14 protein-coding genes are annotated in these 18676 nt (G+C 68.8%); all 14 read left to right on the top strand.

Annotation, left to right across the window (positions count from 1 at the left end):
- Positions 1-43: 43 nt before the first annotated feature.
- The 14 genes from FHS28_RS05190 to FHS28_RS05125 all read left to right on the top strand — a co-directional run bounded on the left by FHS28_RS05190 (position 44) and on the right by FHS28_RS05125 (position 18649).
- Positions 44-5659 carry a coiled-coil domain-containing protein gene (locus FHS28_RS05190; protein WP_184294173.1) on the top strand — a complete coding sequence of 1872 codons (5616 nt, stop codon included), beginning with the start codon at positions 44-46 and terminating at the stop codon, positions 5657-5659.
- A gap of 189 nt (positions 5660-5848) precedes the next feature.
- Complete coding sequence (locus FHS28_RS05185) at positions 5849-7063, top strand: acyl-CoA dehydrogenase family protein (RefSeq protein WP_375140721.1); 1215 nt, start codon at positions 5849-5851, stop codon at positions 7061-7063.
- Positions 7064-7227: 164 nt separating this feature from the next.
- Positions 7228-8109 (top strand): methionine ABC transporter ATP-binding protein, encoded by an 882-nt coding sequence (locus tag FHS28_RS05180; protein WP_088448777.1) that lies wholly within the window; start codon positions 7228-7230, stop codon positions 8107-8109.
- Positions 8102-8812 carry a methionine ABC transporter permease gene (locus FHS28_RS05175; protein ID WP_088448778.1) on the top strand — a complete coding sequence of 237 codons (711 nt, stop codon included), beginning with the start codon at positions 8102-8104 and terminating at the stop codon, positions 8810-8812. The genes FHS28_RS05180 and FHS28_RS05175 overlap by 8 nt, the downstream gene beginning before the upstream one ends.
- Before the next feature lie 19 nt (positions 8813-8831).
- Positions 8832-9686, top strand: a complete 855-nt coding sequence (locus tag FHS28_RS05170) for a MetQ/NlpA family ABC transporter substrate-binding protein (protein ID WP_088448779.1) — start codon at positions 8832-8834, stop codon at positions 9684-9686.
- Between the two features lie 11 nt (positions 9687-9697).
- Entirely contained in the window at positions 9698-11143 is a 1446-nt protein-coding gene (locus tag FHS28_RS05165) for an LLM class flavin-dependent oxidoreductase (protein WP_088448780.1), read from the top strand.
- A gap of 22 nt (positions 11144-11165) precedes the next feature.
- On the top strand, positions 11166-12167 hold the full coding sequence (locus FHS28_RS05160; protein WP_088448781.1) for an aliphatic sulfonate ABC transporter substrate-binding protein: 1002 nt from the start codon (positions 11166-11168) through the stop codon (positions 12165-12167).
- A gap of 4 nt (positions 12168-12171) precedes the next feature.
- Positions 12172-13053 carry an ABC transporter permease gene (locus FHS28_RS05155; RefSeq protein ID WP_088448782.1) on the top strand — a complete coding sequence of 294 codons (882 nt, stop codon included), beginning with the start codon at positions 12172-12174 and terminating at the stop codon, positions 13051-13053.
- Entirely contained in the window at positions 13053-13964 is a 912-nt protein-coding gene (locus FHS28_RS05150; RefSeq protein WP_088448783.1) for an ABC transporter ATP-binding protein, read from the top strand. The genes FHS28_RS05155 and FHS28_RS05150 overlap by 1 nt, the downstream gene beginning before the upstream one ends.
- Before the next feature lie 98 nt (positions 13965-14062).
- Positions 14063-14608, top strand: coding sequence for an NADPH-dependent FMN reductase (ssuE, locus tag FHS28_RS05145; RefSeq protein ID WP_088448784.1), 546 nt, complete (start codon positions 14063-14065; stop codon positions 14606-14608).
- Between the two features lie 117 nt (positions 14609-14725).
- Positions 14726-15727, top strand: coding sequence for a sulfonate ABC transporter substrate-binding protein (locus tag FHS28_RS05140; protein ID WP_088448785.1), 1002 nt, complete (start codon positions 14726-14728; stop codon positions 15725-15727).
- A 19-nt stretch (positions 15728-15746) separates the two neighbouring features.
- Positions 15747-16928 carry an FMNH2-dependent alkanesulfonate monooxygenase gene (gene ssuD / locus FHS28_RS05135; protein ID WP_088448786.1) on the top strand — a complete coding sequence of 394 codons (1182 nt, stop codon included), beginning with the start codon at positions 15747-15749 and terminating at the stop codon, positions 16926-16928.
- 3 nt (positions 16929-16931) lie between these two features.
- Complete coding sequence (gene ssuC / locus FHS28_RS05130; protein WP_088448787.1) at positions 16932-17705, top strand: aliphatic sulfonate ABC transporter permease SsuC; 774 nt, start codon at positions 16932-16934, stop codon at positions 17703-17705.
- A complete protein-coding gene (locus tag FHS28_RS05125) occupies positions 17702-18649 on the top strand; it encodes an ATP-binding cassette domain-containing protein (RefSeq protein ID WP_246409500.1) in 948 nt (315 codons plus the stop codon). Before ssuC ends, FHS28_RS05125 begins: the two co-directional genes overlap by 4 nt.
- Positions 18650-18676: the final 27 nt, after the last annotated feature.

The raw sequence follows: 18676 nt of genomic DNA, 5'->3' as shown, positions 1-18676 counted from the left end.
AGTCCCAGAGTGCGCTGGCAGCAGTGCAGTTCTGGGAGCCAAGATGAGCGTGTTTTCCCGTCCGAATGATCCGCGTGCCGGCGGTGGCAGCTATCCGATGCAGACCCTGACGGGCGGCACGCCGCAGACGCCCCCCACCCCGGGCAGCGGACCTGCGGGCGCGGGAACTGCTGCCGGCAGCACGCCGTCGCAGCTGCCCAGCACGGGTGCGGTGACTGGAGGCCTGTCGGCCCGCAGCAGCGTGGCCCCACGCCAGGCGCAGTCGTCATCTCACTCCCAGCCGCAGACTCAACCGCCGCTGCGAACTGCCGTCCCGACCAGCACGCCCGGGCACGGGACCTCCGCAACGACGGGCGGACTGCCAGCGCCGACCATCACGGCAGACGCCGCCCGCAACCGCTCCCACGCCGCGCACGCCGAGGTGCCGCATCGCGTGGATGACGAGGCCGCCGCGCAGGGCGCACTCGGGACTGCGCGCAAGGAGACGCAGGCGCTGACGGAGCGTCGCACCAAGGCCACCACCGGAGCAGACGCCGAAGCCGCGACACGGCAGACGGCCCTGACGCAGGCGGAGCAGGCGCTGACCGCTGCGCACGACGCCCTGCCTGCCTTGCAGCAGGCCGTCACCCGGCAGCAGCAGGCCCTGCAGGAGAACACGCAGCAGGCCCTCGCGCTCACGCAGCAGCGGGCGCAGCTCAACAGCGATCCAGCTCTGGCGCAGGCCCGGCAGGCGGTGGCGACCGCGCAGGCACGCGTCGATGCCCTGCAGTCGAGCGCTACCCCAGCCGTTCCTGCGACCGCTGCTGGACCTTCGACCGCTGCCGGCTCTGCGACTGCTACCGGCCCTACGACCGCTGCTGGCTCAGCGACCGCCATGGACCCTGCAACCGCTGCCAGCGGAGAGCGGCCTGCCGGAGGCGCACAGCCGGCGCCCGGGACGCAGCCTGCAGCAACGACAGCGACGCCACAGCAGCAACTGGCCCGCGCCCGAGCCGACCTTCAGCAGCATCAGGCCCACCTGCAGCCCCTGGAAGCCGCGCTGGCGGCGGTGGACACCGCATTGCAGCAGAACACGCAGGACCGCCGAGGTCTGGAGCAGCACCTCACCACCGCGCGAAACAACCTCGCCGCGGGCACCCGCCGGCACACCGAGGCGCAGGCGGAGCGGGACACGGCCCGGACGTCGGCCCAGCAGCTCGACGCGGCACGCACCGCACTGACGCAGGCGGTGACCCAGCACACCCCTGCGATCCAGGCGCATGAGGCGGCCGCGACCACCGCCGTGACCCATGCGGCGGCGGCGACACAGGTGCAGCGGGCGTTGGCGTCGGCCTCTGCGCAGGTGATGGAGCTCGCGACGCAGGCGCATCCTGACCATCAGGCGTATCAGGCCCAGGTGCCGGTCACCCAGCGTGCGGAGCAGGCCCTGCAGGCAGCGCAGGCCTTGTTGGCGCCGACAGGGCGTCTCACCACCGAGGTGCAACGTTGTGAGCAGGCCCTGAATGCCGCGAAGGCGGCCCCAGCCTCGTCGACGACGACAGCCTCGGGCCCCACCGGCGCGCCGGGTGCGGCCGGCACCGGGACCTCATCCAGCGCGGCCGGCACCGGCACTTCACCCGGTGCGGTCGGCGCCAATGCCTCAGCGCCGACTGCGACGGGTGCAAGCTCGCTTCCGTCCGGTGAGTCGGCATCCGTGCAGCGCGCCGAGCGGGCCTTGGCACGGGCACAGGCGGATGTGCAGCAGCAGGAAGCAGTGGTCGCGCGGCTGGAGCAGACCGCGCAGCAGGCCACCACCCGGCTGGACAGCTTGCGCGCCGCCGCCGAGTCCAGCCAGCAAGCACTGCAGGCCGCCGAGCAGAACCGGACCGGCCTGGCCACGCAGGCGGCTGAAGCGGTCCGCCAGGCTCAGACGAGCGCCCAGGCTCGCGATGCGGCGGCCGCGGGTGCCACCACCGCCCGCGATGCCATCAGCGGCACGGTGACCGCGCTGTGTGACGCCCTCAGCCCACCGACGCCGCCCACCGGCACCGGCGCCTCCGGTGTGGCCGCGACCCCCCCGCCCGGCACGCTGATCGGGCGCGCTCGCGATGCGGTCCAGCGCAAGACCGAGTCGCTCGGCAATCGCATGGGTCCGTTGAAGATCGATGGAACGCTCGGCCCCTTCAGCGCCTCCAGCACCACCAATGCCACCACCGGTTTCCGCGACGGCCTGCCACCGTCCAAGACGATCACCACCGCCACCGACGCGCGGGCGCTGAAGTCGGTGGACGCCAAGGCCAGAACAGCGGCGGTGAAGACGGCCGGTCTGCTGGCCCAGGGCGCTGTCGGCAAGCCCGGCGCAGCCGCGACGCCACCTGCCTTCGGCAATGCCGTCGCCTTCACCGCCGAGATTCACAGCATGTTTGCCGGGGGGGATGCAGCCACGGCCGCCACCCCCGCCGCCACGCGCCTGGCGGATGCCTTGCTCGGCCACCCGAACCCAGACCCCACCGGACGCCCGGACGGCCATCCGCTGCGTCATGAGCAGGCGCTGCTCGTCGCCACGGTCCTGCGTTCGGTCACCGATGACCCCGCCGTTGCCGCGCACCTCTACAACCGGCTCTGGAGCGACCCGGCCCCGCAACTGGGCGGCGTGCGGCGACGGGGCGCGGAGCCGTCGCCGCTGGCCGGCCTGTCGGATCTCAGTCCGCCGCACGACAACGCCATGCAGTCCCGTGTGAATGAGGCGCGCCGGGTCTTGGCCGCCACCAGCAGCGGCATGGACGCCTTGCTGCATCTGCAGGGCCTGTCGCTGCCGGACAAAGCCGACCCGCATCGCCGGCATGCCGAGCAGGCGGTGGAGATGTACAAGCTCGGACTGCGCGCCGAAACCGAAGTGATGCGCCAGCTCGCCAGGCCGAGTGCGGCGCTGAGGCAGCCGATCACCGTGGCCGACCCGCAGGGCAGCGAAGAGATTCTGCAAGCGTTGCAGCGTCGTCCAGACTTCGCGACGCTGCAGACCGCCACGCAGCTGGGCCGCGGCACCCGGTCCCGCAATGACCGGGAAGACCCGGCCACGCTGTCCGTGCAAGCCTTTCTCTATGCCAAGGACAACCTGCTGCGCGGGGTCGACGCAACGGGACCGGAGGCGAGGGCGGATCTCAAGCCGGCGTATGTGGCGCTGCGCAACGGTTTCACCGAGAGCGGCCAGGGCAGCGACTTTCACAACATGGCCAGGCGGCTGAACAAGTTTGTGAAGTACATCGATCTGGCCTGCGCGACACCCGTGGCGGGCCCGAGCCTGCTGGACAACGTGAAGCATCCGCGCCAGGCATTTAGGCGCAAACGCGGCAAGGACAAGACGCCGCTGAAGACGTTGATGCAGGCCGGGCCGCTGGGCTCCCACATCGGCACGGTGTCCGGTGAGCACGCCACGCGGCTGCGCAGCGCGCTGGACCGGAGCAAAAAAACCTTGGAGTCGCGACTGACGAACCCCCAGTCACCGCTCACCGCCGAGCAGCGCACTGCGGGGCTGATGCGCCTGGCGGCGATGCAACTGTGGGAAGCGCAGGTGCCGGAGAAGCCGGGGCCGCTGCTGGATTTGTCGCAGGGCATCCGGTTGACGCCTGAGGCGGTGCTGGACAAGGCGAGGGCGCTGAACCAGACCCTCTTCGGCGGCAACGGGGCGACGCCGCCCGCATTGCACGACGGCACCGTCGCACGGGAGAACGCTGCACACCTGAACGCACCGCTGCTACCCGGGACGCTGCATGACTGGCTGGCGGAGCTGCCTGCAGCGGCAACACCGGCGAGCTCGGCGACTGCGTCGACTGCCGCATCGGCGACAGCGGCGACTGCGTCGACTGCCGCATCGGCGACAGCGGCGACAACGGCTACAGCTGCGACCGCTACGACCGCTTCGCCCGCTAACACCGCTGGCGCCGCCGGCACCTCCGTCACCGCTGCCGGATCCGCTGACGGTTCTGCTGCAGCGTCCACCCCCACGGACCCATTCGCTGAGCTGAAGAAGGATGTCGACATCCTCCGCGGCAAGGCCGCGATCGACAACACGTTGAAGGCCCTGCAGGACGAATTCGACAAACGGGACGTGGCGGGGCGGCGCGAGATCCTGCGCAAGGTGATGATCTCCGTCGTGGCCGGCGGCGACATGACGGACTACAGCGATGGCCGCAAGAACGGCATCGGCGGCATGTTTGGCTACCTGGCGGCCCAGGTCAACGGCGTCGGGGCGCTGACCACCGGCATCACACCGGTCGCCGAATTCAACCTGGACCACACCCGCACCGCCGTGCTCAAGGCGGGCGTCGCTTCCAACACGGGGGTGATCTTCCTCGGCAGCGAAACCAAGGTGACGGAGATGGTCGGCCTGGGTGTGCGTGTTGGTGCGCAGGCCGGTATCGTCAACATGAGCGCCCAGGCGATGGCGCGGCTGGGTGGCGCCCATCTGTTCACGAAGGGCTTGATGATCCGCACCAACAAGCAGGGTGAGGAACACAGAGATCTGGACGCCAGCCTGACGCAGTCGATGAAATCGGACAACTGGAAACGCATGAGCGAACTGGTGGTCAACAGCGTCTTCGACATTGCTGCCCAGCCGTCTCCAACGGCTGCGGGCAACACGGCTGGCCCGACCCGTCCGCAAGGCGGTGGGGAGATGTGGGCGCAGATGGTCGGCAAGATTGGCGACTACCGGGACATCTCCTTCGGCTGGAACACCGGCTCGTCCCATCAGGCCACGGCGTCGCTCGGCGTGGACGGCAACGTGGGTGTCAAGGCCGGGCCGGTCGGGCGCTTCTCGATCGCTGGCGGGCTGGGTCTTCGCAGCAACTTCTTCAACCGCAGCAAGGCCAGGGAGACCTCCGGCGCCACCCAGACGACCCAGGCGAACAGCAGCAGCAAGACCTCGGTGGGGGCGGCGCTGAGTGGCGGGTTCTCTCACCCGGCGATTGCCAAGCAGGGTCAGCCAGACGTCGCCGTCTTCGCCCGCCACAAGGTGGGCGTGGAGACCGAACTGATCCTGCAGGCGCAGAACGGCGCCGTCCGCATCACCACGATGGACGGCAAGGTCCAGCCGGGCATTTCCTACAAGCATCGCGAATGTGCGGTCGAGGAGGACTTCATGAAGATGGTGAACTCACAGCGTGGCCTGTGGGAGCCCCGGCTGGGCGTGCGGCGGGAAGACGGCACTCTGAGCGGCGGGAAGGAGGCGCTGGACGGCTTCCTGCAGCAGGTCGCGCACCTGCCGCCGGGCAACAGCCGCATGTTCATCGAGCGCAAAAGCCTGAAGCCGGAAGCCGCGGACACCATCACCGCCTGTCTGCACCGACTGGATGCGCTGGAGCGCCAGCCCGGCGACACCGCCGCCAAGAGGGATCAGATGCAGGGGCTGCGACAGCAGATCGCGGCGCAAGTGGCGGACGAGGATTCGTGGCAACCGTTCCGCCTGTTCGTCAACCAGAGTCAGCAGCGCTCCCGCGACAACGGCTTCGGCGGCGAGCATCGGGCCAGCGGAGCCACGCCTGCGGACAAGGACGCCGGCCCGACCGGCTTCGCCGAGCGCTTCCTGGGCGGCGGGCGTGTCACCCTGGGCGGCAAGGTGAATACCGCCCACGGCGGGCGGGACCTGATCACGATTGATGCGATGCCGGAGAGGGTGTAGTTACCGTACACCTGCTCACGCTTGCGCTGGATTGGAAGCTCCAGCCACCCGCGAACAGACCAGCAAACAAAAGTGCATAAGGACAGATGATTTCGGCGCTTGGTCGCTGCCGGTGCTGCGGGAACACTGGCGCCCATGACTTCTGCGCTGATCCATCCGGCCCCCTCCCGCGCCGAATCCGACCTGACGATCCACGACGCCGTCCATCCGTTGTCGGCGGCGTCGGCAGATCCGTTGGCCGCGTTGCTGACCAGCGCGCTGCCTGCGCTGGCCAGGCGCCTGGATGAAACCGCCGTCGCCCGTGATCAGGCGGGTGGCCACGCGCTCGCCGAGCGGGAGCTGATCCGCGCCAGCGGATTGCTGTCGTTGACGGTACCTCGGGCCCTCGGGGGCTTCGGCGGCGGTGCGCCGGAGCTCTTTCACACCGTCCGTGTGCTCGCCCGCGTGGACAGCTCGCTGGCCCATGTGTTGGGCTTCCATCATCTCCAGCTCTTTGGCGTGAGCCTGTACGGTGGACCCGCGGCCCTGGAACATGGCAGCCGCCATCTGCGTGAGACCGCAGAGCAGCGCCTCTTCTGGGGCAATGCGCTGAATCCCGCGGACACCCGGCTGCGCGCCACGGCCGTGGCCGGCGGGTGGCGTCTGGACGGCGTCAAGAGTTTTTGCTCCGGCGCATTGGGCTCGGACCGGCTGACCGTCTCTGCGACCACCGAGGACGGTGGCTTCCTCATCGGCGTGGTGCCCACCCGGCGTCAGGGCGTGGCCGTGGCCCAGGACTGGGATGCGTTCGGGCAACGGCAGACCGACAGCGGCACTGTGACGTTCGACGCGGTCAGCCTCGATCACGACGAACTGCTGCAGGTGCCCGGTCAGGCACCGACACCCCGGGCCACGCTGCGCAGCCAGATCGCCCAGCTGGTGATGGCGCATCTCTATCTTGGGCTGGCGGAAGGTGCTTTTGAACAGGGGTGCCGCTACACCACCACCCAGACCCGACCCTGGTCCGCCTCCGGCGTGGACCGCGCGGTGGATGACCCGCTGGTGCAACACCGTTATGGCGATCTGTGGCTGCCGGTGAGGGCGGCGCAGAGCGTGGCTGCCGACGCCGTGCGGGCGCTCGATGCGGCCCTGGGTCGTGGTGAGGCGCTGACTGCGCAGGAACGTGGCGAGGTGGCGGTGGCGGGTGCAGAGGCCAAGGTGCTGGCGCATCGGGCAGCACTCGCCGTCGGCAGTCAGGTGTTCGAGCTGACCGGTGCGCGCAGTACCTCGGCCCGCTTCGGGCTGGATCGCTTCTGGCGCAATGCGCGGGTGCACACGCTGCATGACCCGGTCGACTACAAGATCCGCGATGTCGGGCGCTATCGCCTCGACGGACGGATTCCCGAGCCCACGGCCTATTCCTGAATCTTCAACGCTCAACCCTGAGAGGACGTCCCCCGTCGTGGTGCGGTGGCTCTGCGCCTCGCGCTTCCGCCTCTTGCCACTCCTCCCATGGACGCCAATCCCGGCCATCTCCCATGCCGCTACCCGCCCCATCAACGCCTGTGCCGAACGTCCCGCCGCCTGCCATGCGAGGCGCTGCGGACGCCCCACCGCTGATCTCGCTGCAGCAGGTCCATCGCAGCTTTGACGCGCGTGGCGGACGGCGATTGCACGCGGTGCGGAACGTGGACCTGACGGTTCAGCCCGGCGAGGTGCTCGGCATCATCGGCCGCAGTGGTGCCGGCAAATCGACCTTGCTGCGGATGATCAATCTGTTGGAACGTCCCGATCAGGGACGGGTGCAGGTGGCCGGACAGACGCTGACCGACCTGTCCGCCCGCGAGTTGCGACGGGCGCGGTCCGGCATCGGCATGATCTTTCAGCAGTTCAATCTGCTGCAGAACGCGACCGTCGCTGACAACGTCGCTTTGCCCCTGCAATTGCAAGGGCACTGGAGCCGTTCCCGGATCGACACCCGGGTGGCGGAATGCCTGGCACAGGTGGGGCTTGTCGACAAGGCGGACGCCTATCCCGCCCAACTCAGCGGCGGACAGAAGCAGCGCGTGGCAATTGCGCGCGCCCTGGCCCCGCGTCCTGCGGTGATGCTGTGCGATGAGCCGACCTCTGCGCTGGATGCGGAGACGACGCGGGAGGTGCTGTCCACGCTGCACGCGGTGAACCGGGAACTGGGTGTCACGCTGGTGATCGTGACGCACGAGTTAAGCGTGGTGCTCAAGCTGTGCCAGCGGGTGGCGGTGATGCAGGCGGGGCAACTCGTCGAGCAATTCGCCACGTCCGAGGCCGCCCAGGGCCAGTCCGCGCTCGCACGGGAGCTGGCGGCGCTGGCAGCGGCCCATGCGGGGTCGCCGGGGGTGGTCGCCGGTGGCTCGACGCTGAGCCGGCGTCCTTCCACCAGCGCGGACCTGCGAGCCGAAGGCCATGCCCGTGTGGAGATGCCCCATGCTTGAATCGATTCAGACCGGGCTGGCCCCCTGGCTGCCGGCCGCCATCGTGGGCCTGCTGCCCGAACTCGTCACCGCCTTCGGCCAGACGGCACTGATGCTGGGCATCGGTCTGAGCGCCGCGGTGCTGATCGGTGGCCCGCTGGGCGTGCTGCTGTTTCTGATCAGCCCGGGTGAGTCGCTGTCGCACTGGCCAGGGGCAGGGGTGGTGCGTCGGCTGCTCAATGGCGTCGTCAACACCGTCCGCAGCTTTCCTTTCATCATCCTGCTGGTTGCCCTGGTGCCGGTGACGCGGGTGGTGGCGGGCACCTCCATCGGCCCGCTGGCGGCTGCAGTACCGCTGTCGTTCGCCGCCATTCCCTATTTCGCGCGGCTCACCGAGCAATGCCTGCGCGAGGTGCCGCGGGGTGTGATCGAAGCGGCGCATGCCATGGGTGCGTCGGAGTGGCAGATCGTCTGGCGGGTGCTGGTGCCGGAAGCCCGCGCCGGTCTGGTGGGCGCGCTGACGGTGCTGTCCATCAGTTTCCTCTCGTACTCCGCGGTGGCGGGCGTGGTGGGGGGTGGCGGCATCGGTGACCTGGCGATCCGCTATGGCTACTACCGCTTCCAGACCGACGTCATGGTCTTCACCGTCGCCATCCTGGTGGTCCTGGTCCAGATCCTTCAGTTCAGCGGGCACGCCCTGGCGCGCCGGCTGGACAAACGCTAACCCCAACCTTCGTCGTCTCATGTCACTGCCTCGTCGCTCCCTGCTGTCCCTGCTGTCCTTGTTATTGCCGCCCCTCACTGCCGCCGTGAGCCTGGCGGGTCTGTCTCTGGCACCGCTGCCTGCCCAGGGGCAGACGGCGGCCGACAAGAAGGAGCTTGTCATCGGTGCCACCGCCGGCTCGAATCTGGAGGTGCTGCGGCTGGGCATCAAGCCGCTGCTGGAGCAGAAGGGCTATCGGGTGAAGCTGGTCGAATTCAACGACTATGTGCAGCCCAACATCGCCCTGGCCCAGGGCGCCCTGGACGCCAATTTCTTCCAGCACACCATCTATCTCAACCGCTTCCGCCAGGACCGGCAGCTGGATCTGGTGGAGGTGGTCCAGGGACCGATGGCGCCGTTCGGCATCTATTCGAAGAAGCGCAAGAGCCTGGCCGAGGTCAGGACCGGCGACCGCATCACGCTCGCCAATGACCCCGCCAATCTGGCCCACGGGCTCGCCCTGCTGGCCGACCAGAAGCTGCTGACGCTCAAGCCGGGGGCGGACCCCATCCGCGTCACCGAGAAGGACATCGCCAGCAACCCCTACCAGCTCAAGCTCCAGCCGATTGAAGCGGCGCAGATTCCCCGCACGCTGGACGACGTGGACTACGCCATCGTCAACGGCAACTTCGCCATCTCCAGCGGCCTGAAACTGACGGATGCGCTGGTGCTCGAAAAGACACCCGACCATTACCTGCTCGTGGTGGCCGTCCAGGGCAAGGACAAGGACGCACGCTGGACACGCGACATCGCCCAGGCCTTCCACGCGCCGGCATTCAAGGCGGTGCTGGACAAGCACTTCCCGGGCTATTCGCGCCCGGACTTTCTGCGGTGAGGGCGCGGGGCATGGGTGCATCGTCGGGGCCGAAGCCGATCCGCTTCAATGCGTTCACGATGAACACCGTCGGGCACCAGTCGCCGGGCTTGTGGACCCATCCGCGGGATCAGTCGCACCGTTACACCGACCCGCAGTACTGGCAGGATCTCGCCCGCCTGCTGGAGCGCGGCCAGTTTGACAGCGTCTTCCTGGCGGATGTGCTGGGCGTCTACGACGTTTTCGGCAGCTCGCCCGAGGCGGCCCTGCGTCACGCGGTGCAGGTGCCGCTCAACGATCCGCTGGCCCTGGTGCCGCTGATGGCGGCCGTCACCGAGCATCTCGGCTTCGGGGTGACCTGCGCACTCAGCTACGAGCACCCCTACAGCTTTGCGCGCCGGCTCTCGACGCTGGACCACCTCACCCGGGGCCGGGTGGGCTGGAACATCGTCACCGGCTACCTGGACAGCGCGGCGCGCAATCTCGGCCAGGCGCATCAGAAGGCCCATGACGAGCGATATGACCAGGCGGATGAATATCTGGAGGTCGTCTACAAGCTGTGGGAACACAGCTGGGAAGACGGCGCAGTGCAACGGGACAAGGCAGGTCGGGTATTCACCGATGCGTCCCGCGTGCACCCGATCGCCCACGACGGCCCTCTCTATCAGGTGCCCGGCATCCACTTGTGCGAGCCCTCGCCGCAGCGCACGCCAGTGCTGTTCCAGGCGGGCGCCTCCAGCCGCGGCCGCGCGTTTGCGGGACGGCATGCGGAATGCGTGTTTGTGAGCGGCCCAAGCGTCCCGGTGGTGCGGGACGCGGTGGAGGGCCTGCGCGCGGCCGCAGTGGCGCAGGGGCGCCAGGCCGAGGATCTGATCATCTATGGGCAGGCGCTGATCATCACCGGTGAGACCGAGGAGGAAGCACTGCGCAAACGGGCGGATTACCTCCGGCATGTCGATCTGCAGGCGGCGCTGGCCTTGCTCTCCGGCTGGACCGGTGTGGACTTCAGCCGCTATCCGCCGGACGCCACCATCGAGTATCTCGACACCCAGGCCGGCCGCAGCGCACTGGCGTCGTTCAGCAGCGCCGATCCGTCGCGTCGCTGGACGGTGGGCGAAGCCGCTGCCTTCATTGGCCTGGGCGGCCGCGGCCCGGTGTTCGTCGGCGATGCCGCGCAGGTGGCGGACCAGCTCATCGCGTGGCAGGAGGCGACCGGGCTGGATGGCTTCAACCTCACCTACGCGGTCGCCCCTGACACGTTCGAGGACGTGGTGACGCTGGTGGTACCGGAGTTGCAGCGACGCGGACGTTACTCGCCACCGCGTGAATCGGCGTCCACACCCGAGCAGCCCACCACCTTGCGGCAGCGACTGTTTGGCCGGGGCGACCGGCTGGCGGCCCCGCATCCGGCGAAGGCACTCATGCTCGGGGCGTTTCGTGAAGCATCGACCCCAATGCCTCTTCCCATTCTTCCCTGACCGCGCAGACGGAGTCCACGACATGAAGACCAAGATCAATCGCCGCCAATCTCTCGCCCTGGGTCTGAGCGGGGTGGGGGGCCTCGCCAGCCTGAGCCTGAGCACGCCCTCGCGCGCGGCAGAGGCGCTGAAGGAGGTCCGGCTGGACTATGCCTATTACTCGCCGACCAGCCTGGTGCTGCGCCGCTTCGGCTGGCTGGAGGACGACTTCCGCGCGGACGGCGTGACGGTCAAATGGGTGCTCAGCGCCGGCAGCAACCGCGCGCTGGAATACCTGAATGCGGACAGTATCGACATTGGCTCCACCGCGGGCCTGGCCGCCTTGCTGGCCCGCGCCAATGGCGCCCCGATCCGCACGCCCTACATCTACTCCCGCCCCGAATGGACCGCGCTGGTCGTGCGCGGCGACTCGAGCCTCCGCACCCTGGCCGACCTGAAGGGTCGCAAGGTGGCTGCCACCAAGGGGACCGATCCCTATCTGTTCCTGCTGCGCGCGCTCCACACCGTGGGACTCAAGCGCGGTGACATCGAGCATGTCAGCCTGCAGCATGCCGACGGCCGCGCCGCGCTGGAGCAGGGCCGGGTGGATGCCTGGGCGGGGCTGGACCCGCACATGGCGGCCAGTGAGCTGGGCGCCGGCACACGGCTGCTCTATCGCAACGTGGACTTCAACACCTACGGCTTCCTCAACGTGCGCGACGCCTTCCTGCAGCAGCAGCCGCGAGCGGTGCAGCGCGTCATCCTGGCCTATGAAAAGGCCCGGTTGTGGACCCTGGCGAATCCGTCCGAGGCGGCGCGCATCCTGTCGGAGGAAGCCAAGGTGAGCCTGCCGGTGGCGCTGCTGCAGATCAAGCTGCGCACCGATTTCTCGCAGCCGCTGCCTTCTCAGACGCATGTGCAGGCGCTTCGCGCCGCCGCGCCGATCCTGACGGATGAGCAGTTGGTCAAACCCGGGACTGATCTGTCGCGGGTCGTGGCCGACCTGGTCGATACGCGCTTCGCGGCGTCGTTGATCCGAGGGTGACGGGATGTCGGCCGATCCGGAATTGATTGCCTCGGTGTTGACGGTCGGTGCCTCCCGTCAGGACGCTGCCCCGTCCGTGCCTGGCGCCCCGGCGTCGGCACGGGGACGTCGGCGTCGAGCGGGCGGGCTGCCTCCCGGAACGGGCCTGCTGCTGCCCGTGGCAGTTCTGCTGCTGGTGGAACTGGCCGCCCGGGCGGGCTGGATCACGCCACAGCTGCTGCCACCGCCCAGCGAGGTGGCGCAGACGCTGCTGGATCTGCTCCGCCAGGGTGTGTTGACCGGCCACATCCTGGCCAGCACCGGTCGAGTTCTGGCCGGGTTTGCGCTGGGCGCGGGGCTGGCGCTGGGCTTTGGCGCACTGACCGGCCTGTCGCGGACCGCCGACGCATTGCTCACGCCCAGCTTTCAGGCCCTGCGCGCGATTCCCTCGCTGGCCTGGGTGCCGCTGCTGCTCCTGTGGCTGGGCATCGACGAGGCGTCGAAGATCGTGCTGATCGCCATCGGTGCGTTCTTTCCGGTCTACATGGGCACCGTCTCCGGCATTGCGCATGTGGACCGCAAGCTGGTGGAGGTGGCGCGGCTGCGTGGATTCGGCGGGCTGACACTGGCGCGGAGGGTGTTGCTGCCTGCGGCCATGCCGTCGCTGATGACCGGTCTGCGCAATGGATTGAGCCTGGCCTGGATGTTCATGGTGGCGGCGGAGCTGATCGCCGCCAGCCGGGGGCTCGGCTACCTGCTCACCGACGGACGTGAGACCAGCCGCGCCGACCTCGTGCTGGCTGCCATCGCACTGCTGGCGGTGCTGGGCAAGCTCAGCGACAGCCTGATGGCTACGGTGGAACGTCGTGTGCTGCATTGGCGCGATACCTTTGGAGGCGGCGCGTGATGCTGGATCTGCATGTGCATCGCAAGCGCTTTGGCGCTGCGGCAGGTGTCGGGAGCGCAGGACGTCCAGGCCGTCAAGGCGGTGCGGGCGGTGAGGGAAGTGCAGGCCGCGCAGGTGGGGTCGCCCAGGGACGGCCTCCACCGGTCCTGGCGGACATTCGCCTGCAGCTGGCGCCGGGTGAGCGCCTGGCGCTGGTGGGCGCCAGCGGTTGCGGCAAGAGCACGCTGCTGCGCATCCTCGCCGGCCTCGACGACCAGTTTGAAGGCCGCGTGCTGCTGAATGGCGTGCCGCAGCACGGCCCCAGCCGCGCGGTGGGCGTGGTGTTCCAGGAGCCGCGCCTGTTCCCCTGGCTGACGGTGCTGGAGAACGTGATGTTCGATCTGACGCCGACCTGGGGGAATGGTCGGGGCAGCGGTGCCCGACGACCTGGCTCCATCCCCGCGACGACCGACCCACGCGTCGATGACCGCATGCATCGCGCGATCACGTTGCTGGAGGAAGTCGGCCTGGCCGACCTGCGGGACGCGCTGCCCCGCCAGCTCTCCGGCGGACAGGCGCAGCGGGTGGCACTGGCCCGCGCGCTCTACACCCAGCCGCAATTGCTGCTGCTCGACGAGCCGTTCTCCGCGCTGGATGCTTTCACCCGCATGAAGCTGCAGGACCTGGTGGCGGCGCTGGCCCGCCAGCATGCGACGGCGCTGGTGCTGGTGACCCATGATGTGGAAGAGGCGGTGCTGCTCGCCGACCGGGTGCTGGTGATGGGCGCAGCACCCGGCCGCGTTCTGCGGCAGGTGCCGGTGCCGCTGCGCGCGCCTCGGCATCGCGGCAGCGCGGCCGTGGCGGATCTTCGCGCGGAACTGCTGCGGACGCTGGAAGCGGCGATGGCACCCGCACATGCACATTCCGCCTAAGCAAGCTTGCGTTTCTTCGTTGGTCTGCTGCGGGGCGGTTCGTAGAGTGAGGACTCCGAACGCTTCAGTGCCTCCCTGCCGGGAAGGCCGTCCCCGCCATGTCCCTCCTTCTGATTGCGGCCAGTCCCAGCCTCAAGTCCCGCTCCAGTGCATTGCTGTCCGCCGCGGCGGAACGTCTGCAGCACCTGGGCCTGGCGCCTGACTGGCTGCGCCTGCGCGAGCTGCCGGCCGAGGCGCTGCTGCAGGCTGACCTCAGCCATCCCGCCTTGCGCGATGCGGTGGACGCCGTGGCCCGCGCGAGCGTGGTGGTGCTGGCCACGCCCATCTACAAGGCGTCCTGCAGCGGACTGCTGAAGGTCTTCCTGGATGTGCTGCCGCAGGAGGGTCTGAAGGGCAAAACGGTGTGGACCGTGGCCACGGGCGGCAGCCCCGCCCATCTGCTGGCGCTGGACTACGGTCTGCTGCCGGTGCTCTCATCACTGGGCGCACGCAGCCACGCGGACAGCGTGTACGCCTGCGATGGGCAGGTGCCCAAGGATGCAGACGGGCACTACCAGATCCAGGATGACATCCAACGCCGGCTGGCTGCCAGCGCCGCGCAGGTGTTTGAGCGGATGCCGCAGCGTGCGCTGGCTGATGTCTGAACCCTGATGCCGCCTGCGGCGTGCTTGAGGCCGGCCCGACGATTCCTTCCCGCCCGATGCCTCACGCCTGGCCCCTGCCTCCCTGATGTTCCCGCCTCTTTGCCAAAGGTCCTCTCCATGCCCAACCCCCTGTTCCACCGTCGTCGCATCCTGCGCTTCGCCGCAGCCTGCGCGACCGTGGTCACCGCCACACTCGTTCTCGCTGGCTCGGCGAGCCATGCAGCCGCCCAGACGCCGGCCCCGCACGAACTGCGCATCGGCTTTCAGAAATACGGCACGCTGACGGTGCTCAAGGCCAAGGGCGATCTGGAGAAGCGGCTCGCCCCGCTCGGCATCACCGTCAAGTGGACGGAGTTTCCCGCCGGTCCTCAACTGCTGGAAGGCCTGAACGTCGGCGCCATCGACTTCGGCACCGTGGGCGAGGCGCCACCGATCTTTGCGCAGGCGGCCGGCGCGGACCTCGTCTACGTGGCGCACCAGCCTCCCGCGCCGTCGGCGGAAGCGCTGATCGTGCCCAAGGGTTCTGCGGTGCGCAGCCTGGCTGATCTCAGGGGCAAGAAGGTCGCGCTCAACAAGGGCTCGAATGTTCACTATCTGCTGGTCAAGCTGCTGGAGAAGGAAGGCTTGAAGTACAGCGACCTTCAGGTGGTCTATCTGCCGCCGGCGGATGCGCGGGCCGCCTTCGAAAGCGGCGCGGTGGATGCGTGGGTGATCTGGGACCCGTTCCTCGCCTCTGCCCAGCGACAGCTCGGCGCCCGGGTGGTGGCGGATGGCACCGGTGTGGTCAACAACCTCCAGTTCTACCTTGCCGCCCGTCCGTATGCGGATCGGAATCCGCAGGTGGTGGCGGCCATCGTGGATGAACTGGCGCGGCTGGACCGCTGGTCGGCCAGCAACCTGCCGGCGGTGGTGTCCGTGCTCGCACCGCAGATCGGCCTGGATGCAGCCACCACCGAACTCGCGGCCAGCCGCTTCTCATACGGCATCCAGCCGATCACGCCAGCAGTGGCGGCCCAGCAGCAACAGATTGCCGACGCCTTCCATCAGCTCAAGCTCATCCCGCGTTCCATCCGCATCAGCGATGCACTGCCGCGTGCGCTGAAGACGGCCGCCCATTGATCGTCTTAAAGGTCCTCTCATGAAGATGTTCTGGTTCATCCCCACCCATGGGGATTCGCGTTACCTCGGTACTTCCAAGGGCGCCCGGGTGGCGGACTTCAACTACTACCGCCAGGTGGCCATCGCGGCGGACACGCTGGGCTTCGAGGGCGTGCTGCTGCCGACCGGCCGCAGCTGCGAGGACAGCTGGATGGTGGCGGCCAGCCTGATCGAGGCCACCCGGCAATTGAAATTTCTGGTCGCACTGCGGCCGGGACTGGTCCAGCCGGTGCAGTCCGCCCGCATGGCCGCGACGCTGGACCGGCTGTCCGGTGGACGTCTGCTGGTCAACCTGGTGACTGGCGGCGATCCGGATGAACTGGCGGGCGATGGCCTGTTCCTGCCGCATGCCCAGCGTTATGCGCTGTCGGAAGAATTCCTGACCATCTGGCGTCAGGTGCTGGAAGCCAGCCACGAAGGCGAAGCGGTGGACTTCAACGGCGACCTGCTGCAGGTCAAGGGCGGCAAGCTGCTTTACCCGCCCGTCAGCCGGCCGTATCCGCCAGTGTTCTTCGGCGGTTCCTCGGAGCCCGCCCATGAACTCGCGGCAGCGCAGGTGGACACCTATCTGACGTGGGGCGAGCCGCCGGAAGCTGTGGCACAGAAACTGGCTGACGTGAAAGCACGTGCTGCCGCCCGGGGCCGGACGCTGCAATACGGCATCCGCCTGCATGTGATCGTGCGGGAGACCGAAGACGAAGCCTGGCGCGCGGCTGCGGAACTGGTGCAGCATCTGGACGAAGACGTGGTGGCCGCAGCCCAGGCCAAATTCGCCAGCATGGACTCGGTCGGCCAGCGCCGCATGGCCGAGCTGCATAAGGGCCGCTTCAACAAGGCCAACATCCGCGAGGGGCTGGAGATTGCGCCCAATCTCTGGGCCGGTGTCGGGCTGGTCCGCGGCGGTGCGGGGACGGCCCTGGTGGGGAATCCGCAGCAGGTGGCGGATCGCATCAAGGCGTACGCCGACCTCGGCCTGGCGTATTTCGTGCTGAGCGGCTATCCGCATCTGGAAGAGGCCTATCGCTTCGCCGAGCTGGTGTTCCCGCTGCTGCCGCTGGCTGTACGCGAGAAACTGACCGCGCCGGCGCTCACCGGGCCGTTTGGCGAGATCGTGGCCAACCATGACGTGCCGGCCGCGCCGCGCCTGGCCGCCGCGAGCTGAGCCATGAGCACCGCACGCAAGGTGGGCCGAGCGCTGCTGCCCTGGCTGCTGCCGTTGCTGATCCTGGTGGTGTGGCAGCTCAGCGCGCAGTGGGGGTGGCTGTCCACTCGTGTGCTGCCAGCGCCTTCGGCGGTGGCGCGGGCGGCCTGGGAGCTGTCCGCCAGCGGCGAGCTGTGGCAGCACCTGGTTGTGAGCACACGGCGAGCGCTGTTGGGCTTTGCCATCGGCGGTGGACTGGGTCTGGCGCTGGGGCTGATCACCGGTTCCTGGCGCTGGGCTGAGACGGCGCTGGACACCACGCTGCAGATGCTGCGCAATGTGCCGGCGCTGGCGCTGATCCCGCTGGTGATCCTGTGGTTCGGTATCGATGAGAGCGCCAAGCTGTTCCTGGTGGCCCTGGGTGTCTTCTTCCCGGTCTATCTCAACACCTTCCATGGCATCCGGCATGTGGACCGTGACCTGATCGAGATGGCGCGTTCATACGGGCTGCGCGGATGGGCCCTGTATCGGCGCGTGATCCTGCCGGGGGCGACAGCGTCCATCCTGGTGGGGCTGCGCTTCTCCCTGGGGCTGATGTGGGTGATGTTGATCGTGGCGGAGACGCTGTCGGCGCAGGCCGGCATCGGCTACATGACGATGAATGCGCGCGAGTTCCTCCAGACCGACGTGGTGCTGGTGGGTATCCTGATTTATGCGCTGCTGGGCAAAGGAGCCGACATGCTGGCGCAGGCGCTGGAGCGGATCTGGCTGCGGTGGCATCCGGGGTATCAACCATGATGACGATGACCGATCTGGATGTGCTCACCGAAAGCGGCTGGGCGGAGCTGCAGGACGGACCCGGCCGGCAGGAGACGGCGCGGGAAGCCGCGGCGGTCGCACGCGGCGCTGGAGTGAAGCGGGCGCCCGCGACGCGCCAGGACGCAACCGGCCGTGATGCGTTCCACCGTGATGCAAGCCTCCCTGAGGCGGCGCACGGTGGCGGCGCGTGGCAGCGGACAGGCCCTCGCTCCGTCAGGCCGATCCAGCTGCGCGGTGTGACGAAGACCTTCGGGGACCGGCCGGTGCTGTCCCAGCTGGACCTGGAGATCCGCCCTGGCGAATTCGTGGCGGTGGTGGGTCGCAGCGGCTGCGGCAAGAGCACGCTGCTGCGATTGCTGGCGGGCCTGGAAACACCGAGCGCGGGCGCGTTGCAGGTGGGGACGCCCGACTCGGTGCGATTCATGTTTCAGGACGCCCGGCTGCTGCCCTGGGCCCGCGTGCTGGACAACGTGGCGCTGGGCCTGACGGGGCCCGATCCGCGTGCGCAAGCCGCTAGGGCGCTGGCGCAGGTCGGTCTGGCTGATCGGGGACCGGCGTGGCCGACGAAGCTGTCCGGCGGACAGCGGCAGCGGGTGGCCCTGGCGCGTGCGCTGGTGCACACGCCGCAACTGCTGCTGCTCGACGAGCCGCTGGGCGCCCTCGACGCGCTGACCCGCATCGAGATGCAGCGGCTGATCGAGCGCCTGTGGCTGCGGCAGGGCTTCACCGCCGTCCTGGTGACCCATGACGTCGCAGAGGCGGTAGCCCTGGCGGACCGGGTGTTGCTGATCGAGCAGGGTCGTGTGGCGCTGGACCTGTCCGTGGACCTGCCGCGGCCGCGGCTGCGAGATGCTGCCTTTGCCAGCCTGGAGCAACAACTGCTGGACCGGGTGCTGCAAGTGCCGTCGGCCGATCGGGTGTGAGACCCGAAGCGGGGTGACTACACCCTG

It is taken from the genome of Roseateles terrae (genome assembly GCF_014192155.1).
GTDB lineage: Bacteria > Pseudomonadota > Gammaproteobacteria > Burkholderiales > Burkholderiaceae_C > Roseateles > Roseateles terrae.
This window is presented reverse-complemented; position numbering and strand designations above follow the sequence as displayed.